This is a genomic window from Aeromicrobium chenweiae, assembly GCF_003065605.1.
Taxonomy (GTDB): domain Bacteria; phylum Actinomycetota; class Actinomycetes; order Propionibacteriales; family Nocardioidaceae; genus Aeromicrobium; species Aeromicrobium chenweiae.
Window position 1 is genome coordinate 3,676,288 of sequence record NZ_CP026952.1, and the last position, 23,062, is coordinate 3,699,349.

Annotated in this window: 22 protein-coding genes and 1 pseudogene; 7 read left to right on the forward strand and 16 right to left on the reverse strand. The window is 71.1% G+C overall.

Translation table 11 applies throughout. The annotated features are described in order from the left end of the window. Nucleotides 1-4 precede the first annotated feature (4 nt). Nucleotides 5-697: an alpha/beta hydrolase gene (locus tag C3E78_RS17850; RefSeq protein ID WP_108580636.1), complete on the forward strand. Its 693-nt coding sequence runs from the start codon at nt 5-7 to the stop codon at nt 695-697. On the opposite strand, the gene C3E78_RS17855 is transcribed toward C3E78_RS17850, so the two are convergent. The 6 genes and pseudogenes from C3E78_RS17855 to C3E78_RS17880 form a co-directional block, all read right to left on the reverse strand. Further along, on the reverse strand, nt 681-2,387 hold the full coding sequence (locus C3E78_RS17855) for an ABC transporter family substrate-binding protein (RefSeq protein ID WP_108580637.1): 1,707 nt from the start codon (nt 2,385-2,387) through the stop codon (nt 681-683). The two genes, C3E78_RS17850 and C3E78_RS17855, sit on opposite strands and share 17 nt — an antisense overlap. 56 nt (nt 2,388-2,443) lie before the next feature. Further along, a complete protein-coding gene (gene rplI / locus C3E78_RS17860; protein ID WP_108580962.1) occupies nt 2,444-2,890 on the reverse strand; it encodes a 50S ribosomal protein L9 in 447 nt (148 codons plus the stop codon). 10 nt (nt 2,891-2,900) lie between these two features. Beyond that, nucleotides 2,901-3,137 carry a 30S ribosomal protein S18 gene (gene rpsR / locus C3E78_RS17865; RefSeq protein ID WP_108580638.1) on the reverse strand — a complete coding sequence of 79 codons (237 nt, stop codon included), beginning with the start codon at nt 3,135-3,137 and terminating at the stop codon, nt 2,901-2,903. A gap of 56 nt (nt 3,138-3,193) precedes the next feature. Next, nucleotides 3,194-3,757, reverse strand: a pseudogene (locus C3E78_RS17870) (single-stranded DNA-binding protein); the annotation flags it as partial. Nucleotides 3,758-3,854: 97 nt separating this feature from the next. Then, nucleotides 3,855-4,145, reverse strand: a complete 291-nt coding sequence (gene rpsF / locus C3E78_RS17875; RefSeq protein WP_108580963.1) for a 30S ribosomal protein S6 — start codon at nt 4,143-4,145, stop codon at nt 3,855-3,857. A gap of 196 nt (nt 4,146-4,341) precedes the next feature. Further along, nucleotides 4,342-5,334, reverse strand: a complete 993-nt coding sequence (locus C3E78_RS17880; protein ID WP_108580639.1) for a hypothetical protein — start codon at nt 5,332-5,334, stop codon at nt 4,342-4,344. Nucleotides 5,335-5,525: 191 nt separating this feature from the next. On the opposite strand from C3E78_RS17880, the gene C3E78_RS17885 reads away from it, so the two are divergent. Continuing rightward, nucleotides 5,526-6,050 (forward strand): molybdenum cofactor biosysynthesis protein, encoded by a 525-nt coding sequence (locus C3E78_RS17885; protein ID WP_108580640.1) that lies wholly within the window; start codon nt 5,526-5,528, stop codon nt 6,048-6,050. Here the strand turns inward: C3E78_RS17885 and hrpB are convergent. Genes hrpB through C3E78_RS17915 form a run of 6 tightly spaced genes read right to left on the reverse strand, consistent with a single transcriptional unit; the run spans nt 6,031 to nt 13,623 of the window. Next, nucleotides 6,031-8,556, reverse strand: coding sequence for an ATP-dependent helicase HrpB (hrpB, locus tag C3E78_RS17890; RefSeq protein WP_328591581.1), 2,526 nt, complete (start codon nt 8,554-8,556; stop codon nt 6,031-6,033). The two genes, C3E78_RS17885 and hrpB, sit on opposite strands and share 20 nt — an antisense overlap. Further along, a complete protein-coding gene (gene mgrA / locus C3E78_RS17895) occupies nt 8,532-9,602 on the reverse strand; it encodes an L-glyceraldehyde 3-phosphate reductase (protein WP_108580641.1) in 1,071 nt (356 codons plus the stop codon). Before mgrA ends, hrpB begins: the two co-directional genes overlap by 25 nt. Nucleotides 9,603-9,611: 9 nt before the next feature. Beyond that, entirely contained in the window at nt 9,612-10,235 is a 624-nt protein-coding gene (locus C3E78_RS17900; RefSeq protein ID WP_108580642.1) for a CG0192-related protein, read from the reverse strand. A 10-nt stretch (nt 10,236-10,245) separates the two neighbouring features. After that, nucleotides 10,246-11,088 (reverse strand): transglutaminase family protein, encoded by an 843-nt coding sequence (locus C3E78_RS17905; protein WP_108580643.1) that lies wholly within the window; start codon nt 11,086-11,088, stop codon nt 10,246-10,248. 13 nt (nt 11,089-11,101) lie between these two features. Continuing rightward, nucleotides 11,102-12,028, reverse strand: coding sequence for an alpha-E domain-containing protein (locus tag C3E78_RS17910; protein ID WP_108580644.1), 927 nt, complete (start codon nt 12,026-12,028; stop codon nt 11,102-11,104). After that, nucleotides 12,022-13,623 (reverse strand): circularly permuted type 2 ATP-grasp protein, encoded by a 1,602-nt coding sequence (locus C3E78_RS17915; protein ID WP_199906876.1) that lies wholly within the window; start codon nt 13,621-13,623, stop codon nt 12,022-12,024. The genes C3E78_RS17910 and C3E78_RS17915 overlap by 7 nt, the downstream gene beginning before the upstream one ends. A gap of 137 nt (nt 13,624-13,760) precedes the next feature. On the opposite strand from C3E78_RS17915, the gene C3E78_RS17920 reads away from it, so the two are divergent. Further along, a complete protein-coding gene (locus tag C3E78_RS17920) occupies nt 13,761-14,195 on the forward strand; it encodes an HNH endonuclease (RefSeq protein WP_108580645.1) in 435 nt (144 codons plus the stop codon). Nucleotides 14,196-14,371: 176 nt separating this feature from the next. Here the strand turns inward: C3E78_RS17920 and C3E78_RS17925 are convergent, their stop codons facing one another. After that, on the reverse strand, nt 14,372-15,256 hold the full coding sequence (locus C3E78_RS17925) for a siderophore-interacting protein (RefSeq protein ID WP_159085938.1): 885 nt from the start codon (nt 15,254-15,256) through the stop codon (nt 14,372-14,374). An 87-nt stretch (nt 15,257-15,343) separates the two neighbouring features. On the opposite strand from C3E78_RS17925, the gene C3E78_RS17930 reads away from it, so the two are divergent. Both C3E78_RS17930 and C3E78_RS17935 read left to right on the forward strand, forming a co-directional pair. Beyond that, nucleotides 15,344-16,480 carry a lipid II:glycine glycyltransferase FemX gene (locus tag C3E78_RS17930; protein ID WP_108580647.1) on the forward strand — a complete coding sequence of 379 codons (1,137 nt, stop codon included), beginning with the start codon at nt 15,344-15,346 and terminating at the stop codon, nt 16,478-16,480. 112 nt (nt 16,481-16,592) lie between these two features. Beyond that, complete coding sequence (locus C3E78_RS17935; protein ID WP_108580648.1) at nt 16,593-17,645, forward strand: alanine racemase; 1,053 nt, start codon at nt 16,593-16,595, stop codon at nt 17,643-17,645. 6 nt (nt 17,646-17,651) lie between these two features. Here the strand turns inward: C3E78_RS17935 and C3E78_RS17940 are convergent, their stop codons facing one another. Then, nucleotides 17,652-19,862, reverse strand: a complete 2,211-nt coding sequence (locus C3E78_RS17940; RefSeq protein WP_159085939.1) for a transglycosylase domain-containing protein — start codon at nt 19,860-19,862, stop codon at nt 17,652-17,654. A 189-nt stretch (nt 19,863-20,051) separates the two neighbouring features. Between C3E78_RS17940 and C3E78_RS17945 the strand changes: the two genes are divergently transcribed. After that, the gene (locus C3E78_RS17945) at nt 20,052-20,636 is read left to right on the forward strand and encodes a PadR family transcriptional regulator (protein WP_108580650.1); all 585 of its coding nucleotides are present in this window, start codon (nt 20,052-20,054) and stop codon (nt 20,634-20,636) included. Between the two features lie 20 nt (nt 20,637-20,656). Continuing rightward, entirely contained in the window at nt 20,657-21,736 is a 1,080-nt protein-coding gene (locus tag C3E78_RS17950) for an inositol-3-phosphate synthase (protein ID WP_108580651.1), read from the forward strand. A 52-nt stretch (nt 21,737-21,788) separates the two neighbouring features. On the opposite strand, the gene C3E78_RS17955 is transcribed toward C3E78_RS17950, so the two are convergent. Next, nucleotides 21,789-22,394, reverse strand: coding sequence for a TetR/AcrR family transcriptional regulator (locus tag C3E78_RS17955; protein ID WP_199906878.1), 606 nt, complete (start codon nt 22,392-22,394; stop codon nt 21,789-21,791). A gap of 8 nt (nt 22,395-22,402) precedes the next feature. Next, entirely contained in the window at nt 22,403-22,999 is a 597-nt protein-coding gene (locus C3E78_RS17960; protein WP_108580653.1) for a TetR/AcrR family transcriptional regulator, read from the reverse strand. Nucleotides 23,000-23,062 lie beyond the last annotated feature (63 nt).

Consider the following 23,062-nt stretch of genomic DNA (forward strand, 5'->3'; position numbering starts at 1 on the left):
ACGCATGACACGCACCGAGGAGCCCACGCCCGGACGACACCTGGACGTCCGCGGGGACGGTCCCGTGGTCGTACTGTGGCACGGCCGGGGGGCGGACTCCCGCGGGGTCCTCGACGGGCTGAGCGAGCTGATCGCCGCCCACGGGCGGACCGTCGTCACGCCCGACTGGGACGCCGGCCACGCCGACGGCGGACGCGCCGACCTGCTGACGTCCGTGCGGCGCGCTCGCGAGATCGCCACGGAGCAGGGTCAGGACCCGGACACGATCGTCGTCGCGGGCTGGTCGCTCGGCGGAGTGGCCGCCGTCAGCCTCGCGCTCAACGCCCGGCGCCTGGGCATCGGGGTGGGCGGCCTGGTGCTCATCGCGCCCGCCGACGGCCCGCGCGCCACCGACCCGATCACGGGGCAACCGCTCCCCACCGAGCTGCCGCCGGGCGCCGGTCGGTGCCACGTCGACGTCGTCTACGGCGACGACGACACCATCACGCCACCGGACATGGTGTGCGGCCTCGAGCTGCGCCTGCGGGCCGCCGGATGGTCGACGTCGCTGCACGAGATCGCCGCCGACCACGGCGAGGTCGTCGGTGCGACGTACGACGAGCGGCGCGACGCCTTCGTCCCGGCCCGCTCCCAGCGGGCGGCCGACGGCGCGAGGACCGTGGCGGCGATCGTCGCGGCGGCTAGCCCTTCTTCGTGAAGCCCACGCGGGTCCAGTCGGGCTGCTCGAACTGCGCGGCCCCGTAGTTGGCCAGGTCCTTGCGCACCGCCACGACGATGGGGGTCACCGCCAGCGGGACGACCGGGGCCTCCTGGAGCAGCCACTCGTCGAGCTTCGCGATCCGCTTGATGCGCAGCTTCTCGTTGAGCGTTCCGAGGACGGTGTCGAACCCGGCGCCGATCCGCCGCGGCCCGATGCCGGTGAAGTTCTGGGCGGAGTCGATCGGGTAGAACAACGGCTTGGCCGCGGTGAGCGGGAAGGCCGATCCGCGGCGCTGGAAGGTCACGAGGTCGAAGTCCAGCGGGATGACGATCTTCTCGTAGAAGTCCATGCCGGACGGGGCGGACCGTGTCCTCACCCTGATGCCCACCGCCTCGAGGTCTGCGGCGATGGCCTTCGCCCGGGCGCTGTTGGTGGGCGTCTCGGCCGGCACCGGCAGCACGAGCCGCAGCGGTGTGCCGTCCTTGGACGCGCGCATGCCGTCCGCGCCCTTGCGGTAGCCGGCCCTGTCGAGGAGCCTCGCGGCACGGTCCGGGTCGTAGGCGATCTGGCCGGACGAGTCGCGATAGCCCCGTTGGCCGGGGAGCAGCAGCAGGCTGCCCAGCGGTGCGGGCCGGGCCCCCAGGGGTTTCGCGGCGCTGACCGCGATCGGCACCGGGTTGATCGCGTGGGCGACCGCGCGGCGCACCTCGACGTCCTTCAGCGCGCCCCGGCCGGCGTTGAGCGTCACCTGGGACCACTCGATGCCTGCCGCGCGCTGGACGACGCCGGTCCCCTTGGCCCGGGCGTATGTCGAGGCCTGCAGGTCGACGGCGTCGAGCCCACCGTTGACGTACGCCTCGGCCTGGAGGTCGGCGTCCGCGATGTTCCAGGTGATGCGCGAGAGCTTGGGCTTGTCGCCCCACCACCGGGGATTGGGTCGCTGGACGATGAGGCCCTTGCGGGTGTCGATCGAGGAGACCACGTACGGCCCGTTGGCGGAGATGGCTCGCTTGCGGAACCCCTGGTTGAACAGCTTGGGTGAGGACGAGACGTTCTTGGCCAGCCGCGGGTAGACGTACAGCGGCCACTCGGCGGTGGGCTCGTCGAACGTGACGGTGTACGAGAACTGGTCCTTGCCGGGCGTGACGGCCGAGATGGCGTCGTAGCCGGCGGTGGAGACCACCTCGAAGGCGTCGTCGGAGCCGTTCTGCGCCTTCCAGAACGCGACCATGTCCTGGGCGGTGATCGAGGTGCCGCCCTGCCAGACCGCGTCACGGTTGAGGTCGACCTTGACCGTGAGCGGGTCCTTGTCGACGACCTCGACCGACCGGGCGTAGTCGGGGTCGACCGTCCACCCGCCGTCGGCGGTGATCCGGATGGCGCTGCCCGTCGTCGGGGCGAGGATCCGCGCGGCGTCGGAGTTGGCCGAGTCGACCTGCAGCGGATTGAAGTTGGTGGGCAGGGTGCTGGCTGCGAGGCGGAGCGTGCCGCCGGGGGCGACGTCGGCGGGCGGGGCGTCACGCCACGCGGTGCTCGGCAGGGCCTGGTCGGCCGGCGTGCTGGTGGTGGTGCTGGACGCCGCAGCGGGCGGCTGGTCCGACTCGCCGCTGGACGAGTCCGTGCAGCCGGAGAGCAGAAGGCTCCCGGCGAGCAGCAGGGACGCGGCCGATGCGAGGGGGGAACGCATGACGGTGATCCACCGGCGACGGGCCGGCACCCGGAGGTGCCGGCCCGTCAGGCGGACTACTTGGAAGCCACCACGTTGAGCTTGACCTGCGCGCTCACTTCGGGGTGGACGCGCACGGCGACCGTGTGGGCGCCGAGCGACTTGATCGGGTTGCCGACCTCGATGCGACGCTTGTCGACCTTGGCACCGGCCGTGGCCAGGGCCTCGGCGATGTCGGAGACCGTGACGGCGCCGAACAGGCGTCCGCCGGCACCGGCGCGGACGGCGACGTTGATCGGCCCGGACTCGAGGTTGCCCTTGATGCTCTTGGCCTCCTCGAGATCGTGCACGGCGTGCGCGTCACGCGCAGCCTTGATCGACTCGACCTGCTTGGCAGCGCCCTTGCTCCACCGGATGGCGAAGTTGCGCGGCAGCAGGAAGTTGCGGCCGTAGCCGTCCTTGACCTCGACGATGTCGCCGGGGGTTCCGAGGTTCGTGACCTCGTGCGTGAGGATGAGCTTCATTCCAAACCCCTTAACGACCGGTGGTCGTGTAGGGAAGCAGAGCCATCTCGCGGGCGTTCTTGATGGCCTTCGCGATGAGGCGCTGCTCCTGGACGGTGACACCCGTGACGCGGCGCGCGCGGATCTTGCCGCGGTCCGAGATGAACTTGCGCAGCAGCGCGGTGTCCTTGTAGTTGATTTCGGTGACCTTGGCCGCAGCGAGCGGGTTGCTCTTCTTCTTCGGCTTGCGGACGACTGGCTTTGCCATGTTGCTCCTGGTTTCGTTTCTCTGACGTGAAGGGTTAGAAAGGGGGCTCGTCGGACGTTCCCCGCGTTGCCACCCCAGTCAGATCCACCCTGCGAACCGCCGCCGGAGCGGGGCTGCGTCGACCACGGGTCGTTGCCGCCCTGGGCCGGAGCGCCTCCACCGAAGTTGCCTCCGCCGGAGTTTCCTCCACCAGAGTTGCCTCCGCCGAAGCCGCCACCTGAGTTGCCGCCACCGCCGAAGTCGCCGCCGCCGGAGCGGTTGACGCGACTCGTCTTGGCCGTGGCGAAGCGCAGGGACGGGCCGATCTCGTCGACCGTCATCTCCACGCTGGTGCCCTTGGAGCCGTCCTGCCGCTCGTAGTTGCGGACCTTCAGGGCGCCCGTCACGATGACGCGCTGACCCTTCTGGAGCGACTCGGCGACGTTCTCGGCCAGCTGGCGCCACGCATCACAGCGGATGAACAGCGCGTCGCCGTCCTTCCACTCGTTGGTCTGCCGGTCGAACGTACGAGGCGTCGACGCGACGGTGAAGTTGGCAACTGCCGCGCCCGAAGGAGTGAACTTCAGCTCCGGGTCGTTCGTCAGGTTGCCGACGACGGTGATGTTGGTTTCGCCTGCCATGGGGCGCAGCCTTTCAGGTGTGTGGGTGTCTGACTTAGTGAACCGCAGCCATGTGACAACCGCAGCGGGTTGTCCACAGTGGGTCCGTGGATCAGGCCTACTTCACGTCGGGACGTGTGACCTTCGTGCGCACAACGGACTCGTTGAGCGTCAGCTGGCGATCGAGCTCCTTGACCGTGGCCGGCTCCGCCTGGAGCGTGACGACGGCGTAGATGCCTTCGTTCTTCTTGTTGATCTCGTAGGCAAGACGACGCTTGCCCCACACGTCGACGTTGTCGACGGAGCCGCCGTCCTGGCGCACGACGTTGAGGTACGTGTCCAGGCTGGGGGCGACGGTACGTTCTTCGAGGTCGGGATCAAGGATGATCATGACTTCGTACGGGCGCAATGACATTCAGTCTCCTTCGGACTAAACGGCTGCAGGATCCCTGCAGCAGGAGAGACGTTGCCGACTGGCAACCGCACAAGTCTACGGGAACACCGCCACCCGAGGCCAATCGCGCCCGCCCCGCCCCCCTGACCGCGAGTGGCGCAGGATGAAGGAAGTGAGACGGCGTGTCGTCCACTTCTGCGCCACTCGCGGGTCAGGTTGCGCCACTCGGCGGCTTGCGGCCGCGCGGGGACGTCGTCCGGACGAACCGCCGCAACCGCCGGCGCAGCGCCTCCTGCCCGGTCCTGGACAAGGACGCGAGCCGCGCCTCGGCCCGCCAGGGGTCGACCCGACCGGGGACGTGCCGCATCCCGCGGGCGTCCTCCGCGTCCCGCACGATCCTCTCGGGGGCGTGCAGGATCTCCGTCGCGATGTAGCCGTAGCGCTCGAGGCCCGCCCGGGCCAGCGCCTTCTCGCGCCGCAGGTCCCGCTCGTGCCGGTCGCGCTCGCGGTGGTCCGACCCGTCGTACTCGGGCACCCGGTTGGTGCCGCGGATGCGCAGGTCGACCCGCGCGATCTCGACCCCGGCGGCGTTGGTGATCACCTGTTGCGGATCGACCTCGAACCCCGACAGCACGTGGAGCAGACGGAGCATGGTCTCCCACCACGACTCGCTGCGTCCGTCCGCGAGCTCGAGCGCCCGGCGCAGCACGCGGACGCCGCGGCGTCCCGGCCGCATCGTCGCCCGGATGCTCTCAATCGTCACGTCCTCGTGGTGCAGGGCGCAGTCGATCACCGCGACGAGATCGAGCAGGGCCAGGTGCTCGGCCAGCTCCACGATCGTCCACTCGGGGGACGCGACCGCCAGGTCGCCGATGCGGTGCCGGTGACCGGGCGGGATCCCGCACCTGCGGACGTAGACCCCGCGCCGGTCGTGGTGCGGCGCCTCCTGGTCGCTGCACGCGACGAGCGGGAAGCCGTCGAGCATGGGGAGCCACCAGCCGCGCAGCCTGGCGCTGGTGAGGTGGGTGAAGACGGCGTCGTCCGGCAGCTGCAGCGCGACGGCCCGGCACGTGGCGGCCAGGTCGTCGGACGTCGAGGCGAGCTGCGCGACGCCGGCGACCGGATGGACGAAGTGCGGCGACGCTCGCAGGAGGTGCGGGGTGAAGCCGCGCTCGTGCGCCTGGGCATGTCGGATCGGTTCCATCCCAGCACGGTCGTCGCCTCACGCCCGCGGATTCGAGCCCCGGCGACCGACCTGTGGACGTATCTGCACGGTCCACACCCTCGCCGCCGAGTGGCGCAAACCGACCCGCGACTGGCGCAGAAATGGACGACTCGCCGTCCCAGAACCTTCATCTTGCGCCAGTCGCGGGCCGGGTGGGTAGCGTCTGGGGGGTGGAGCTGGAGATCGTGGCGCTGGTGGTGTCGCCGGTGCACCGGTACGAGGGGCGTCCCCGCGACGGCGTCCTGCCGTACGACGGCGACGAGACGCCCACGAGCGTGCAGGTCCGGGCCCATCGTGGCCTGGTCGGCGACCGGTACTTCGGCACCCGGCACTCGCGCTACTCGGTGACCCTGCTCGCCGCCGAGCAGATCGACTGGCTGCAGGACGAGATCGCCGGCGAGGGGCTGTTCCCGGCGACGACCGCGCCGTTCGACCCCGTCCTGGCCCGCCGCAACGTGGTGACCCGTGGCCTCGACGTCGACGCCCTCGTCCGGACGAGCTTCACCCTGGACGCCGGGCACGGCCCGATCCGGTTCGTCTCCCGCACCGCCGCTAGCCCGTGCGCGTGGATGAACGAGGTCTACGGCCCGGGCGCCCACCGGGCCCTGCGCGGACGTGGTGGCATCCGGTGCGAGCCGCTCGACGACGGCGTCCTGTCGGTGGGCCCCGCGACCGTCACGGACGTCCGTTCGTAGGGTCCTCGGGCCAGGCGTGCTTGGGGTACCGGCCGCGCAGCTCGGCCCGCACCTGGCGGTAGGGCCCGGACCAGAACGACTCGAGGTCGGCGGTGACCGCGGCCGGACGCCGGGCCGGGGTCAACAGGTGCAGCAGGAGCGGGACCCGGCCGTCGGCGAGGCGAGGCGTCGCGGTCCAGCCGAACGCGTCCTGCAGCCGCACCGCGAGCACCGGCTGCTCGGTCCCGGTCGGGCCGTACTCGACGCGCACCGCCTGGCCCTTCGGCACGGCGACCCGTTCCGGCGCCAGCTCGTCGAGGCGCCCGGCCTCGGGCCAGGGCAGCAGGCGCCGCAACGCCCCGAGGACATCGATCCGGCCGAGGTCGCGGCTGCTCCGCACCCGGGCCAGGTCCGACCCGATCCAGCCGTCGACACCGTTCAGCAACGCCTCGTCGCCGACGTCGGGCCACGGGTCACCGAGCGCGTGGTGCAGGAAGGCCATCCGTCGGCGCAGGGCGACGGCCGCATCGCTCCACGGCAGCAGGTCGAGGCCCTCGCGCGACAGTCCGTCCGCGACCGCGGCGGCGACGGCCTCGGGGGGCGGATCGGCGAGCGGGACGGCCGACAGCTCGATCGCGCCCAGGCGGGTGACCCTTCGGGCCACGATCCGGCCGTTCGCCCAGACCACCTCGTCGATCTCCTGCCACAGGCCGGACGCGGCGTCGAGCGCGATGTCCTCGTCCACGGGCGCGGCCGAGCGGATCGTGGCGTCCCGTGCGCCGGGACGCCGCTCGGCGTCCGCGATCGCGATCCACGGCAGGCCGGCCAGCGCCGGGTCGGCCGCACGGAAGGACGCCCCGGTGCCCGACACCATCAGGTACGACCCACCGCCGGACCGTCGCCGCGCGATGCGTCCGGGATGGGCCAGCGCCACCACGGTGCCCACCGCGAGGTCGTCGGTCAGCGGGGTCCGGGGCGGACGGGTCGGCAGCAGCGACTCCAGCCGCGCGACGTCGTCCGACCACGACCGGGCGGCCGGACCTCCCCGCCGCAGCGCACGCAGCGCCGCGACCAGGTCACCGCCGGGTGCACGGACGTCGTCGTCCAGCAGGGCGACGACCTCGGCCGCGCGACGGGCACCGACGGCCTCGGCGCCGTCGAGCAGCGCGCGGGCGAGCCGGGGATCGGTCGGCACCTGGGCCATCGCCCGGCCCCGCGCCGTGATCGCGCCGGTCTCGTCGATCGCGCCGAGCTCGACCAGGGTGTGCCGGGCCGTCTCCACGGCGGCCGCCGGCGGCGGGTCGAGCAGCGCCAGCCCCGATCCGTCGACGTCGCCCCACGCGGCCAGCTCGAGGCAGAAGCCGGTGAGGTCGGCCACCGCGATCTCGGGGGCCGGATGAGGATCCAGGTGGACGTGCTCGGCGCGGGACCAGCAGCGGTACACCGCGCCGGGCGCCTCGCGGCCCGCCCGACCGGCCCGCTGCTCGGCGGCGGAGCGGCTGACCCGCACCGTGACGAGGGCCGGCAGGCCGCGCGCCTGGTCGGTGCGAGGCTCGCGGGACAGGCCGGCGTCGACGACCACGCGTACGCCCGGGACGGTCAACGACGACTCCGCGACCGCGGTGGACACCACGACACGGCGGCGCGGCCCACGGGTCAGGGCCAGGTCCTGCTCCCGGGCCGGGAGGCGTCCGTGCAGCGGCAGGACGTCCACGTCGCCCGCGCCGGACAGCCGGCGCAGCAGCCCGGCCACCTCCCCGACGCCCGGCACGAACACCAGGACGTCGCCGTCGTCGTTCGCCAGGGCGAGACGGACCGTGGCCGCCACGTGGTCGAGGAAGCGCGGCGGCACCCCTCGCTCGTCGACCGGCAGCACACCGGGCGGCGGGGGCGACCAGTGCTGCGTCACGGGGTGCAGCGAGCCCGGCACGTCGATGACCGGAGCCGGCCGCTCGTCGATCGTCGCGGCGGTGCGCTCGGCCTCGACCGTCGCCGACATCGCGACCAGCAGCAGGTCGTCGCGCACGGTCGCGCGGACGTCGACGAGGAAGGCGAGCGTCAGGTCCGCGTCGAGCTGGCGCTCGTGCACCTCGTCCAGGACGACAGCCGCGACCCCGGGCAGCTCGGGATCGCGTTGGAGCCGGCGCAGCAGCACCCCGGTCGTGACGAACTCGATCCGGGTGCCCGGCCCGACCGCCCGGTCGCCGCGGACGGTGTGGCCCACGGTCTCGCCGACCCGCTCCCCCAGCAGGCCCGCGAGCCGGCGCGCGGCCGCCCGCGCGGCGATGCGCCGGGGCTGGGTGACCACGACGCGACCCCCGTCACGCGCGAGCATCGCGGCCACGGCGGGCGGCACGAGGGTGGTCTTGCCGGTGCCCGGGGGCGCCTGCACGACCGCGACCCCGTGCTCGCGCAGTGCCGTGGTCAGAGCCGGGAGACCGGCCAGGACCGGCAGGTCCGGAGGGCTCTCCAGCAGCCGCTGGATCGGGTCAGGATGGACGCTCAGAGGTCGGCCGAGACCTTCCAGATGTCCACGCCCTCGGTGTCGCCGGCGAGCTGGTCGATCGCGGCGAGCTCCTCGTCCGTGAAGTCGGTCTGCCCGGCCGCGGCGAGGTTCTCGTCGAGCTGCTCGGTCGACGAGGCGCCGATCAGCGCGGAGGTGACGCCGCCGGGGCGCAGGATCCAGGAGATCGCCATCTGCGCGAGCGACTGGCCGCGCTTCTTCGCGATGCCCGCGAGCCCCTGCAGGCGCTCGATGTTCTCCTTGGTCAGGACGCCCTCGTCGAGGCTCCCGCGGTCGACGGCACGCTCGACCGGCTCGTCGCCGAGGTAGCGGTCGGTCAGCAGCCCCTGAGCCAGCGGCGAGAAGCCGATCGACCCGAGGCCGTGCTCGCCCAGCACCGTGAGCAGCCCGCCCTCGACCCAGCGGTTGAGCATCGAGTACGACGGCTGGTGGATGACCAGCGGCGTGCCCAGGTCGCGCGCGATCGCGACCGCCTCGGCCGTCCGCTCCGGGGAGTACGACGAGATGCCCGCGTAGAGCGCCTTGCCCTGCCCCACCGCGGTGTCGAGCGCCGTGATGGTCTCCTCCATCGGCGTGCCCGGGTCGACCCGGTGCGAGTAGAAGATGTCGACGTAGTCGACGCTCATCCGCTCCAGCGACGCGTCGAGGCTCGACAGGAGGTACTTGCGGGAGCCGAGCTTGCCGTACGGCCCGGGCCACATGTCCCAGCCGGCCTTGCTGGACAGGATCAGCTCGTCGCGGTACGGCTTGAAGTCCGTACGCATCATCCGGCCGAAGTTCTCCTCGGCGGACCCGTGCGGCGGGCCGTAGTTGTTGGCGAGGTCGAAGTGCGTGATGCCGTGGTCGAACGCGTGCCTCAGCACCTCGCGCTGGGTGTCGAACGGGCGGTTGTCGCCGAAGTTCCACCACAGGCCGAGCGAGATCGGCGGGAGCAGCAGGCCGGACGTGCCGACGCGACGGTAGTCGAGCTGCTGGTAGCGGTCCTCGGCAGCGACGTACGGACGGTGGATGTCGGGGACGGGGTCGGCGTAGTAGCGCTCTTCGGTCATGCGTCCACGCTAACGCGCCACGGCGAGGAGGACCGGCTCGTCATGACCGGCCCACGTGCCGGTCAGGGTCTCGCCGCCCATCGCCCAGGCACCACCGACGACCCGCAGCACCTCGACCTCGGCGACGGACGTCACGATGATGGTCGACCCGTCGGCGTCGCGGACGTCGACGAGCCCCACCGGCTCGATCTCGGCGCTGCTGCCGCCGCCGGTGACCCGCACGCTCGGCTCGACCGGTTCGAGGCTCCCGTCGGGCAGCTGGCGCTCGAGCTCGGCCTGGGTGCCGCCGGTGAGGATCGTCTCGACGATCGCCGCGGCGTACACCGGGTCGCCGCACGCGTCGTAGACCCAGCGCTTGCCGAGCATCGAGTGCTCCAACGTGCCGACCAGGAACTCCTCGGCCCCTGCCAGCGGCTCCGCCCGATAGGTCAGCGGCACCTGCAGCAGCGGGCCCTCGCCACCCGCGCACACGAGGTGCGTCTCGATGCCCACCTCACCGTCGGGGTCGTCGAACCGGTACGCCCCGAGCGGCTCGAGCTGGTCGTCCCCGTCGAACCACGGCTGGGTCGGGACCCAGGCACGGATCAGCTCGATCTTCGTGGGACGGGCATCTGCCGCGTGGAGGAGGGCCATGGTCCCGACGCTAGCGCAGCCGGGTGATCTCCACCGCGACGAACAGCTCGGAACCGCCGGCGGTGGAGAAGATGCCGCGCAACGGCGGGCTGTCGCCGTAGTCGCGGCCCTTCGCCACGACGACGTGGCGGGGACCGGGAGCGATCGCGTTGGTCGGGTCCCAGCCGACCCACTCGCCGTCCCACCACTCGATCCACGCGTGCGACTCGCCCTCGACGGCCTCGCCGACGACGGGGTCCGGTGACGGGTGCAGGTAGCCCGAGACGTACCGGGCGGGGATGCCGGCGGCCCGCAGCGCACCGAGGCTGAGGTGGGCGAAGTCCTGGCAGACCCCGGTCTTGGCGTCCCACGCGTCGGCGGCGCTCGTCGTGACCTCGGTGCTGCCCGGCACGTACGCGACCTGCTCGTGCAGGTGCCGCATGACCGCCTCGACGTAGTCGGTCGGGCGCTCCGCCAGTGAGCGGAACTGGGCGATCTCGTCGGCCAGGCCGGCCGCCGGGGCGACCCAGTTGCTCAGCGCGAGGTACTCGCACCACTCGTCGCGGACGTCGTCGGTGATGTCGTCCCAGGCGATCGCGTGCGACTTCGGCGCCACCTCCTGGGTCTCGACCGTGGACGTCGCGACGACCATGAGGTCGGCGTGCGGGTCGTGGACCTCGAACGAGGTGACCGTCGTCCCCCAGTAGTCGCGGTACTCGTACGACCACGGGGTCGGGGTGATGTCGAGCCGGGAGCGCAGGACGTACTGCTCCGACGTCGTCATCGGGGTCATGCGGGCCTCGTTGAAGGACGCCATCGCGCCCTTCTCGTAGTGGTAGCCGGTCGTGTGCTTGATCCGCAGCTGCATGCTCATGCCGTCACCTCGGTCACAGGACCACCCCTCCGCGCCACGTGTGCATCTCGGACTCGGCGAAGTAGCGCGCGGACACCGCGTCGCTCGCCGCGGCGCAGCTGCGCTGCAGGCGCTCCATCTCGACGGGCAGGTCGTAGACGATGTCGGTGAGCGGGCGGTACTCCAGCTCGGTGCGGGCCCGGCCCAGCAGCCGCTGGGCCTCGTCGCTGAAGCCCGAGCGCTGACCGGCCGAGCCTAGCTTGCCGAGCGCGCGCTCGGCCTCCGCGAGGGACGACACGATCGAGCGGGGGAACCACCGGTCCAGGAGCAGGAACTCCGCGGCCTGGCGGTCCGCCTCGATGCCGCGGTACGCGCGGATGAAGCTCTCGTACGCCCCGCAGGCCCGCAACGTCGTGGGCCACGCGACCTGGGGACCGGACGCGAGCGCAGCGGTCGAGAGCAGGCGTGCGGTCATGTCGACGCGCTCGATGCTGCGACCCAGCATGTAGAAGTGCCAGCCGTCGTCGCGCGACATCGTCGAGTCGGCGATGCCGGAGATCATCGCGGTGCGGTTGCGGACCCAGTTGAACATGTCCGGCGCACGCATCGCGCGGGCGGTGCCGAGGCCACGCCAGGTGGTGTTGATCGCGGCCCAGATGTCGGTCGACAGCGTCTCACGGGCCCGGCGGGCGCTCTCACGGGCCGCGCCGATCGCGGCGGCGATCGACGTCGGGGACTCCGGGTTGTGCGCGAGCAGGTCGAGCATCATCCACCGGTTCGGGTGGCCGGTGTAGTTCTCGACCCCCATGACGGACAGCAGCTGCTCACACGACGTGTGCTCGTCCATGCCCGGGTCCTCGATGAGGACCTGCATCTGGACGTCGAGGATGCGCGCGGTGTCGTCGGCGCGCTCGAGGTAGCGGCCGATCCAGAACAACGACTCGGCGATGCGGCTCAGCACGTGCGGTCTCCTGCCTGGGCGTCACCCTGCTGTTGCTGCTGCTCCTGCTCGTGGACCTGCAGCTCGGGCACGTCGCCGTCGAGCGCCGGGCCGGCGGACTGGCTGATGCCGGTGACGGGGGTCGCGGTCGGCGGGGCGTCGCCCTCGTCGTCCGGGTCGGTCGGCCGGGCCAGCACCCAGGTGTCCTTGGACCCGCCGCCGCGGCTGGAGTTGACGATCAGCTCGCCCTCGGGGAGCGCGACACGGGTCAGGCCACCGGGCAGGACGAACACGTCGTCCCCGTCGTGCACCGCGAACGGCCGCAGGTCGACGTGGCGGGGCCGGATGCCGTGCTCGACCAGGGTCGGGACCGTCGACAGCGAGATGACCGGCTGGGCGATCCACGCCCGCGGGTCGAGCAGGATCTTGGTGCGGAGCTCCTCGAGCTCCTCCTTGGACGCGGCCGGGCCGATGACGATGCCCTTGCCGCCGGAGCCGTCGACCGGCTTGAGCACGAGCTCGTCCAGCCGGTCGAGGACCTCCTCGCGCTGATCGGCCTCACCCATCCGCCACGTGTCGACGTTGCGCAGGATCGGCTCCTCGGAGAGGTAGTAGCGGATCAGGTCCGGCACGTAGGTGTAGAGCAGCTTGTCGTCCGCGACGCCGTTGCCGACCGCGTTCGCGATCGTCACGTGACCCGCGCGGGCGGCGTTGATGATGCCCGGCACGCCGAGCGCGGAGTCGGGGCGGAACTGCACCGGGTCGAGGAACTCGTCGTCGATGCGGCGGTAGATCACGTGGACCGGCTCGAGGCCCTGGGTCGTGCGCATCATGACCCGGCCGGAGCGGCAGACCAGGTCGCGGCCCTCGACGAGCTCGACTCCCATCGTGCGCGCCAGCAGGGTGTGCTCGAAATAGGCCGAGTTGTAGACACCGGGCGTCAGCACGACGACGGTGGGATCGCTGACGCCGGCGGGGGCGGCCTTGCGCAGCGCCGCGAGCAGCCGCTGGGAGTACTGCGAGACCGGACGGATGCGGTGGTCCGCGAAGACCTCGGGCAGCGCCGCGGACAGCGCGCGCCGGTTCGTCATCACGTACGAGACGCCGGACGGGACGCGGACGTTGTCCTCCAGCACCCGGAAGTCGCCGTTGCCGTCACGGATCAGGTCGACGCCAGCGACGTGGACCCGCACGCCGTTGGCGGGCTCGAGGCCCGCGACGACGCGGTGGTAGTGCGGGGAGGTGACGACTGTTTCACGGGGAACAACGCCGTCGGCGAACAGTTCCCCCGGCCCGTACGCGTCGGCGAGGAACTTCTCGAGGGCCAGGACGCGCTGCCGGACGCCGCGCTCGACGTGGTCCCAGTCCTCGGCCTCGATGAGCCGCGGGACGATGTCGAGCGGGAACGGCCGCTCCTCGCCCTCGACGCCGAACGTCACGCCCTGCTCGAGGTACGAGGAGGCGAGCGAGTCGGCCCGCAGGCGCACCTCGTCGGCGCCCATCTTCTCGAACGAGGCATGCACCTGCCCGTAGCTGGGACGCACCTCCGAGCCCTCGAACATCTCGTCGAATCCGACGACCGGACCGTAGCCGTCGAAGAGATCTGGGGTGTTCACGGGATCACCGTAGGACAGATCGGGTGCCGCCGCGCCACGGCGGTGGGGTGCGGGCCGCCACACGAACGCCTTTCTGCTCGGCTTTCAGGCCGGATCGGGGACGGCATACTACGCTCGGCTTCAGGAAGGGGCCGGCCATGGCGGACGCGTACGTTCTGGTGCTCAACGCGAGCTATGAGCCGCTCCAGCGCGTCTCGATGCGCCACGCGATCAAGATGCTGGTCCGCGAGGTCGCCGTCGTCGAGGAGGAGGCCGGCGGGAGGTTCGGCCCGTTCCCGGTGCCGAAGGTGCTCCGGCTCGTCCGCTACGTCGTCACCCGGTGGATGCACCGCCGCGGGACGATCTGCACCAAGTCCGCGATCAAGGCCCGCGACCAGATGTGCGCCTACTGCGGTGGCCGGGCCGAGACCGTCGACCACATCGTGCCGCGCAGCCGCGGCGGCACCCTCACGTGGGAGAACGCGGTCGCCGCGTGCCTGCGCTGCAACCACCGCAAGGCCAACCGGACCCCGTCCGAGGCGGGCATGCCGCTGCTCCTGGTCCCCGCCGAGCCCCGCTACACCGTGACCTGACCCCCGCCCTTTCGCTGAGGGGAGACTCCCGCGCGCCGAGGGGAGACTTGGGCACGCCGAGGGGAGACTTCAACTCTCCCCCGGGCGGACGCAACTCTCCCGCCGGCGGACGGAAGTCTCCCGCCGGCGGACGGAACTCTCCCCTCAGCGGACGGGGCGGGGGGCGGGGGGTCGGGTCAGAGGCCGACGGACTCGTAGATGTCGTCGAGGGCGTCCAGGTACGCGCCCTGGTCGTCGCCGATCTTCTGCTGCACCTCGGCGGACATCTTGGTGACCTCCTCGGCCACCTCCTCGTACCGCGCATTCCACTTCTCGGCCTCGATCTGCCAGTAGCCGCAGGTGTAGAAGTCGGCCTGCGGCCACCTCAGCTCGCGGCGCAGGTGCCGGCGCACCGCCCGGCTGGAGCGGGCCTCACCGGCCAGCCACACGTAGCGGTCGGACTCGGGCAGCTCGCGCGAGGTGACCGCGTCGCTGAGCGCCTCACAGATGTCGGTGTCCTTCGCGACGACCTGCCACGTGACGTCGACGTCCGCGGGGCTCGGCAGCTCGATGCGGTCCGCCGCGTCGGTGAGGACCACGTGGACGACGGCCCGCTGCGACGGCGACAGGCCGCGCAGGATGCGGGCGACCGCGGGCAGGCCGGTGATGTCGGCGACCAGCAGCTGCCAGCCGACGTCCGCCGGGGCGGCGTACAGGCCGTGCGGCTCGATCAGCCCGACGACGTCGCCCGGCCGGCAGGTCCGCGCCCACTCCGAGCCCACGCCCTCGTCGTGCACCGCGATGTCGAGGTCGATGCGGGTCTCGCCGTCGACGACCCGGTGGTCCGAGATCGTGTAGACGCGAAAGTGCGGCTCGACCGCTCCCTCGGCGTACGTGATGGCCCAGGTGGCGTCGTCGATCTGCGGCAGCGCCAGCTCCTCGCCGGCCGGCGGGATCAGCACCCGGATGTACTCGTCGGGGACGCCGGTGGACGCGTAGTCGTGCAGCCCGCCCAACGTCACGGTCACCAGGTGCGCTGAGAGCTGTCGACGACCGAGCACCGTGGCGGTGTACGTCTTCACAGTCGGGTCCTTCCGTCGGGGAGACTTAGGCAAGGCTAACCGACGAAGCGGCGTAGGGGCACGCCGCCGGTTGGTAGCGTGGAGCAAGTGACGTCAGCCCCTCTCCCCGCACGCCTCCGTGTCAGAACCATCAGCGGCTCGCAGCACCTGGACTTCATCCGGAGCCGCCCGTCCGTCAGCTTCCTGCAGACCCCTGCGTGGGCGGTGGTGAAGAGCGAGTGGCGTGGCGAGTCGATCGGCTGGTTCGACGGTGACCGGATCGTCGGCGCCGCCCTCGTGCTCTACCGCAAGGTGCCGAGGCTCAAGCGCTACCTGGCGTACCTGCCCGAGGGCCCGGACATCGACTGGCTGGGGGGCGACCTCGAGCGCTGGCTGGACCCGCTGCGCGTCCACCTCAAGGACCAGGGCGCGTTCGGCATCCGCATGGGCCCGCCCGTGGTCACCCGCCGCTGGCACGCCGGGACGATCAAGCAGGCGATCGCCGACCCGGTGCTCGCGACGCTGTCCGACGTGCCCGCGGACGTCAACGACGACACCGCCCTCGCGGTCGCCACCTCCCTGACGCGGCTGGGCTGGAAGGAGCTGCCGACCGAGGGCGGCTTCTCCGCCGGACAGCCGAAGTTCAACTTCCAGGTGCCGCTCGCGGGCCGCACCGAGGAGGACGTCCTCGCCGGCATGAACCAGCTCTGGCGTCGCAACATCAAGAAGGCCGCGAAGGCCGGCGTCGAGGTCGAGGCCGGCACCCGCGACGACCTCGCCGAGTTCCACCGCGTGTACGCCGAGACCGCCGAGCGGGACCACTTCACCCCCCGCCCCTTGTCGTACTTCGAGCGCATGTGGGACGCCCTGACCGCGGAGGAGCCCGACCGCCTCGTCCTCTACCTCGCGCGCCACGAGGGCGATCTCGTCGCAGCGACCACGATGGTCCGCGTCGGCGAGCACGCCTGGTACTCGTACGGGGCGTCCACCACGGCCAAGCGCGACGTCCGCGGCTCGAACGCGATCCAGTGGCAGATGATGCGCGACGCGCTGGCCGCCGGTGCGACGACGTACGACATGCGCGGCATCACCGAGACCCTCGACCCGGCTGACTCCCACGTCGGGCTGATCCAGTTCAAGGTCGGCACCGGCGGCGAGGCGGTGGAGTACCTCGGGGAGTGGGACCTGCCGATCAACCGTGCGCTCCACCTGGGCTTCACTGCATATATGAGGAGACGAGGATGAGCCGCAGCACGCGCCCGGACGCGCTGACCGGGGTCATCGGCTGCGCTGCGCGTGTTGCGGGGCATCCGAGCGACGAGAGCGGCGCCGCAGGCGCCGATATGAGGAGACGAGGATGAGCGGCGGTTTCGAGCTCGACGTCGACGCCGAGCGCTGGCGGCGGCACCTGACCACGGTCGTCGAGGCGACGCCGGGCATCGTCCCGGTGGTCAAGGGCAACGGCTACGGGCTGGGCCGCGACCTGCTGGCCGCGGAGTCCACCCGTCTCGGGCTCGGCACGATCGCGGTCGGCACGTACCGCGAGGTGCCGGAGGCGCTGGCGGCCTTCGGCGGTGACGTCATGGTGCTGACGCCGTGGCGCCCGTTCTTCGACCACGTCGTGCTGGACGACCGGGTCATCCACACGATGAGCCGGGTCGAGGACATCGCCGCCCTGGCCGCCGCCGCGCCGGGGGCCCGCGTCCTGCTCGAGGGCGAGACGTCGATGGCCCGCCACGGCCTGGACCGCCACGAGCTCGCCGCCGCGGTCGGCGTCCTCGGCGACCTGCAGGTCGAGGGCTTCGCGATCCACCTGCCGCTCGGTCCCAACGGCCGGGCCGGGGGCAACTTCGCTGAGGCGCAGTCCTGGGCCGCGGTGCTCGAGGCGTCGCAGGTCGAGACGACCACCCTGTACGTCTCGCACCTGACCGCGGCCGAGCTCACCGCCCTGCGCACCCACCGCCCCAACCTGGACGTCCGGCCCCGCATCGGCACGTCGCTGTGGCTCGGCGACCTCGGCGCCCTGTCCGTCCACGCGACGGTCCTCGACGCCCACCTCGTCGCCCGCGGCGAGCGCATCGGCTACCGGCAGAAGCCCATGCCGCGCGACGGCACGCTGCTGGTCATCGCCGGCGGCACGAGCCACGGCATCGGCCTGGAGGCGCCCAAGGCGTCCTCGGGCGCCGTCCAGCGCGGCAAGCTGCTGGCCAAGGGCGGCCTCGAGGCGGCCGGGTTCTCGCTGTCACCGTTCACGATCGCGGGCAAGCAGCGCTGGTTCGCCGAGCCCCCGCACATGCAGGCCAGCATGATCTTCCTGCCGGCCGGCTCCACGGCGCCCGAGGTGGGCACCGACGTCGACGTCGCGGTGCGTTTCACCACCGCGACGTTCGACGCCGTCAACCTGCGCTGAGCTCGCTCACGGCCTGGGGTCCGGAGGAGTCCGGCGCCCCGGATCCGTCGGCTGCGGCGGCTGCGGCGTCGTCGGAGCCGGCGTCGTCGGCTCCGGTTCCGGCGGCTGCGTCGTGGTCGGCTTCGGCGTCGTCGGCTTCGGCGTCGTCGGCTCGGGCTTCGGCTTGGGCTTGGTGGTCTTCTCCGGCTTCGGCGCGGGGGCCTGGTAGACCGGCCCCTTGTCGCTCTTGAGGTTGGCCGGCGGCGGGAAGGTGCCGCACTCGGTCGGGTCCAGCACCTGGTCCATGTAGAGCTTGAACGTCTTGGCCGGGATCTGCCCGCCGAAGAACGGGACCATGTAGCCCTCGAGATCGGCGTTGCCGAGCTTGCCGCGGTTGTACATCACCACGGTGGCCAGCTTGGGCGTGAACCCGGCGAACCACGAGGACGACACGTGCTGGTCGTCGTCCGGCCCGGCCGTGGCCGTGCCGGTCTTGCCGGCCGTCGTGCAGATCGTGTTGCCGTTGGTGCCCGTGCCGCCACGGACGACGCCCTGCAGCGCGGCGATCGTGTCGGCCGCGACGTCCTTGGGGATCGCCTGCTTGGTCTTGACCTCGTGCTGGTACTTGGTGTCGCCGCGGTAGTCCGAGACCTTCTTGATGATGAACCAGTCGGCCCGCTTGCCGCCGGCCGCGATCGTCGCGTACGCGTTGGCCATGTCGACCGGCGCGACCGGGAAGAAGCCGAGCGGCGTCACGAGCGGGGCGCCGTTCTTCTTGACCTCGTCCAGGACCCGCGACGGGACGCCGGCCTGCTGCGCAGCCTCGAGCACCTTGTCGGGCCCGTCCTCCATCTGGTCGACGAGGTCGACGAACGCCGTGTTGACGGACTCCTGCGTCGCCATCGACAGCGGGATGTAGCCGAACGACGCACCGCCGCTGTCGCCCTGGTTCTCGGCGATCTGCTCGCCGTTCTTGAACAGCGGCGAGGTTCCGTTGAGCCGGGTCGTGAGGCTGTAGCCGTCCTCGAGCGCCGCGACGACCGCGAACGCCTTGAACGTCGACCCCGGCTGCGTGCCCGAGGTCGCCCAGTTGACCTGGTTCTTCAGGTAGTCGCGTCCGGCGTACATCGCCCGCACGGCACCCGTGCCGGGCTGGATCGAGACGAGGGACTGGTGCAGCTCGGACGCGTCCGGGCGCAGCGCCTTGATCGACGCGATGGCCTTCTTCTGCTTGTTGTAGTCGAAGGTCGTGACGATGCGCAGCCCGCCGCCGTCGACCTCGGAGGAGTCGAAGCCGAGCTTGGTGTTCATCTGACGCTTGACCAGGTCGAGCAGGTAGCCCTTCGAGCCGCTGAACCGGTTGCTGTCCTTCTTCTCGATCACCTTGGGGAGGCGGTCGGAGAACTTCGCGGCCTGCTCGGCGGTGATCGCACCGGACTTGGCCATGCCGCCCAGCACGTACGTGAAGCGCGGCAGGATGCGGTCCTTGGCGCCCTCGGCGTACGGGTCGTAGTAGCTCGGGCTGTTGATGATCGTCGCGAGCAGCGCGGACTGGGCGTAGTTGAGCTTGGCGGCCGGCTTGCCGAAGTACGTCTGCGCGGCGACCTCGACGCCGTACGCGCCGTTGCCGAAGTAGATCGTGTTGAGGTAGCCCTCGAGGATCTCCTTCTTGCTCAGCTGGTTGTGGATCTTGACCGAGAGGATGGCTTCCTTGATCTTGCGCGAGTACGACCGCTCCTGCGACAGGTAGAGGATCTTCACGTACTGCTGCGTGATCGTGGAGCCACCGGCCTGCACGGATCCGCTCGTGGTGTTGTCACGTGCGGCGCGGATGATGCCCTTGATGTCGATGCCGCGGTTCGTGTAGAACGAGCGGTCCTCGGCGGCGATGGCGGCGGCCTGCATCGAGGCGGGGATCTGGTCGATCGAGATGCTCTCGCGGTCCTGCGTCGCGAACTCACCGAGCTTGTGCTTGCCGTCGGAGTAGTAGACCTGCGTGGTCTGGGTCTGGAAGTCGGCGTTCGCGTCGGGGATCGCAATCGCGCGGTAGAGGATGAAGAACGTCGCCGCGAGCGCCAGTGCGCCGGCGACGCCGAGGAACGCGACCCAGCGGATGAGCTTGGACCACCACGGTCCACGGCCGCCGATGCGGTGACCGAAGCCCCTGATGCGGGCGCCGAAGCCGCCGCTCGTGGTGCCAGCGCTCTTCGTGGTCGTGCGCTTTCTCTGTGTTGCCAAGGGTCCGTCTACCTCCATCGGGGATCCAGGAAGCGGATCCGCCCCGTCAAGTGTGCCGAACGTACCGGGTAATGCCGAATCGCCGGGCCCTTCCGTGTCGCGACTCACCCGACGCGGGGGTGTTGGCGCACGTGCCGGATCGATGTATCGTCTCGATATAACAAACGGCTTCATATGTCAGGACGGAACATGACAAGACGCGGCGCGGCGCTGGAGGTGGCGGTCCTCGGACTGCTGCACGACGCCCCGATGCACGGCTACGAGCTGCGCAAGCAGGTCAACGCCCTGCTGGGCTGGGGTCGCATCCTGTCCTACGGCACGCTCTACCCCGCGCTGAAGGCGCTCGGCAAGGCCGGCTACATCGTGGCCGACCAGACCGAGACGCCCGAGAGCAAGGGCCGGCGTGCCCGGATCGTCTACCAGCTCACGGCCGAGGGCAAGGAGTACTTCGCCCAGGCGCTCGAGGACTCGGGCCCGTCGGCGTGGGACGACGAGACATTCGGCGTGCGGTTCGCGTTCTTCGCCCGCACCGACGCCGCCTCGAGGGTGCGCATCCTCGAGGGTCGCCGGAGCCGCTTGGAGGAGCGGCTCGAGAACGTCCGCACGGCCGGGCAGCGCAAGCGTGAGCGCGTCGACTCCTACACCTTGGAGCTGCAACGTCACGGCCTGGAGTCAGTCGAGCGCGAGGTGAAGTGGCTGACCGAGCTGATCGATCGCGAGCGATCGGGCGGCTATCCCGATGCAGACACCCCAGACAACCAACCAACGAAGTGAAGAACAACGAAGGAGAACCCATGGGTTCGGTACGCGTAGCAATTGTGGGTGTGGGCAACTGCGCCACGTCGCTGATCCAGGGCGTGGAGTACTACAAGGACGCTGACCCCGAGGCCGGCGTCCCCGGGCTCATGCACGTCAAGTTCGGTGAGTACCACGTCAAGGACATCGAGTTCGTCGCCGCGTTCGACGTCGACGCCAAGAAGGTCGGCTTCGACCTGGCCGAGGCGACGCAGGCCAGCGAGAACAACACGATCAAGATCGCCGACGTCCCCCCGACCGGTATCACCGTCCAGAAGGGCAACACGCTCGACGGTCTCGGCAAGTACTACCGCGAGACCATCGAGGAGTCGGACGCCCCGGCGGTCGACGTCGTCCAGGTCCTCAAGGACACCCAGGCCGACGTGCTCGTGTCGTACCTGCCGGTGGGCTCGGAGGAGGCCGACAAGTTCTACGCGCAGTGCGCGATCGACGCGAAGGTCGCGTTCGTCAACGCCCTGCCCGTGTTCATCGCCTCCGACCCCGAGTGGGCGCGCAAGTTCGAGGACGCCGGCGTCCCGATCATCGGTGACGACATCAAGAGCCAGGTCGGCGCGACCATCACGCACCGGGTGATGGCCAAGCTGTTCCAGGACCGTGGCGTCGTGCTCGACCGCACGTACCAGCTCAACGTCGGCGGCAACATGGACTTCAAGAACATGCTGGAGCGCGACCGCCTCGAGTCCAAGAAGATCTCCAAGACGCAGGCCGTGACGTCGAACATCGACCACGACCTCGGCGCCAAGAACGTCCACATCGGCCCGAGCGACTACGTCCAGTGGCTCGACGACCGCAAGTGGGCGTACGTCCGCCTCGAGGGTCGCGCGTTCGGCGACGTGCCGCTCAACCTGGAGTACAAGCTCGAGGTCTGGGACTCGCCGAACTCGGCCGGCATCATCATCGACGCGATCCGCGCGGCGAAGATCGCGAAGGACCGCGGCATCGGCGGCGCCCTGCTGTCGGCCTCGTCCTACCTGATGAAGTCGCCTCCGGAGCAGCGTCCCGACGACCTGGGTCGCGAGATGCTGGAGAAGTACATCGCCGGAGAGGTCGAGCGCTGAGCGCCTGACCTGACGACGAGGGGGCCGGTTCCGTGAGGGACCGGCCCCTTCGTCATGTCCGTGCGGACGCCTCGGTCAGCAGGCTGAGGAGGGACGCGCGCACCACGGCGCGTGCCGCGTCCGGGTCCAGCCCCAGGTCGTCCCGCAGCGACGACCACGTCGGCCAGCTCGAGGCGACGAAGAGGCCGGCGGCGAGGACGTCCCGCCCGGGCCCCTCGGCCGTGAGCTCGGCGGCGAACACGTGGGCCAGGTCGTCGCGGACCCGGTCGACGTGCTGGCGACGGCTCTCCTGCAGCGCGACCGAGAACGGCTCGCCCAGCGCGGCCGAGCGGGCGGCCGGTGCCAGGTGCTCGAGCCGGCGCGCGCGCATGTCGAGGTACCGCTCCACGCGCTCGTCCAGCGGCAGCCCGGGATCGATGTCGTCCCGCAGCTCCGCATCGGCCTCGAGCCAGTACGCCGTCGTGGCACCCAGGAGGGTCTCGGTGTCCTTGTAGTTGAGCCACAGGGTGCGCACCGAGATGCCGGCCCGCTGCGCGATGACCTTCGCGGTCGGCTTGAGGACGCCCTCACGCAGCAGCGCGGTGTGCGCCTCGACGATGGCGTCACGCGTGCGTTGGCCTCGAGCGACCCTGCCGTCGGTGTGCTGGTGTACGGCCATGTCGCAGATCACCATACGCCGGGACGCTCGAGCACGAGGCGGAACCCGAGACGCACCACCTCGGTGGCCTGCTCGACGCTGAGGCCCTCGTCGTCACGCAGCAGCTGCCAGGTCATGCTGTTCGCAAGGGCGAACAGCAGGCGGTGCGCCACCGAGTCCCGCGCGGTGCCGAGCTCGGCACCGAACGTCGCGACGAGGTCGGCGTGCAGCCGCTCCAGGTGCTGCAGCCGCGCGGCGCGGAGCGCCGGCGAGAACGGCTCGCTGGTCAGCCCGGACCGCGCTGCCGGAGCCAGCCCCTCCATCCGGGCGGCCCGCTGGACGCAGAAGCGGTCGATCCGGTCCGCGAGCGGCAGCGTCGCCGGGACGGGTGTCCAGCTCGCCGCGTCGTGCTCGAGCCAGTAACGGCCGGTCGCCTCCAGCAGGGACTCGATGTCCTTGAAGTTCAGCCAGAGCGTCCGCAGCGACACACCGGCCCGGGATGCGACCGACTTGCCGGTGGGCCGCAGGTCGCCCTCGCGCAGGAGGGCGGAGTGTGCGTCGACGATCGCCTCACGGGTGCGCACGCCCCGGGCGACCCGGCCGTCCGAGTGCTGCGGACCGGTCATCGCTCCTCCATCCAGTGGGTCGCATCGTCCGGGGTGGTTGACGCGTCGAAGAAAAACATACAC

Excerpts from the sequence above, each read along its gene's own strand:
- C3E78_RS17850 (WP_108580636.1), top strand. The coding sequence starts at position 5 with ATGACACGCACCGAGGAGCCCACGCCCGGACGACACCTGGACGTCCGC.
- C3E78_RS17855 (WP_108580637.1), bottom strand. The coding sequence starts at position 2,387 with ATGCGTTCCCCCCTCGCATCGGCCGCGTCCCTGCTGCTCGCCGGGAGC.
- rplI (WP_108580962.1), bottom strand. The coding sequence starts at position 2,890 with ATGAAGCTCATCCTCACGCACGAGGTCACGAACCTCGGAACCCCCGGC.
- rpsR (WP_108580638.1), bottom strand. The coding sequence starts at position 3,137 with ATGGCAAAGCCAGTCGTCCGCAAGCCGAAGAAGAAGAGCAACCCGCTC.
- C3E78_RS17880 (WP_108580639.1), bottom strand. The coding sequence starts at position 5,334 with ATGGAACCGATCCGACATGCCCAGGCGCACGAGCGCGGCTTCACCCCG.
- mgrA (WP_108580641.1), bottom strand. The coding sequence starts at position 9,602 with ATGACCGAAGAGCGCTACTACGCCGACCCCGTCCCCGACATCCACCGT.
- C3E78_RS17900 (WP_108580642.1), bottom strand. The coding sequence starts at position 10,235 with ATGGCCCTCCTCCACGCGGCAGATGCCCGTCCCACGAAGATCGAGCTG.
- C3E78_RS17905 (WP_108580643.1), bottom strand. The coding sequence starts at position 11,088 with ATGAGCATGCAGCTGCGGATCAAGCACACGACCGGCTACCACTACGAG.
- C3E78_RS17920 (WP_108580645.1), top strand. The coding sequence starts at position 13,761 with ATGGCGGACGCGTACGTTCTGGTGCTCAACGCGAGCTATGAGCCGCTC.
- C3E78_RS17935 (WP_108580648.1), top strand. The coding sequence starts at position 16,593 with ATGAGCGGCGGTTTCGAGCTCGACGTCGACGCCGAGCGCTGGCGGCGG.
- C3E78_RS17945 (WP_108580650.1), top strand. The coding sequence starts at position 20,052 with ATGACAAGACGCGGCGCGGCGCTGGAGGTGGCGGTCCTCGGACTGCTG.
- C3E78_RS17950 (WP_108580651.1), top strand. The coding sequence starts at position 20,657 with ATGGGTTCGGTACGCGTAGCAATTGTGGGTGTGGGCAACTGCGCCACG.
- C3E78_RS17955 (WP_199906878.1), bottom strand. The coding sequence starts at position 22,394 with ATGGCCGTACACCAGCACACCGACGGCAGGGTCGCTCGAGGCCAACGC.
- C3E78_RS17960 (WP_108580653.1), bottom strand. The coding sequence starts at position 22,999 with ATGACCGGTCCGCAGCACTCGGACGGCCGGGTCGCCCGGGGCGTGCGC.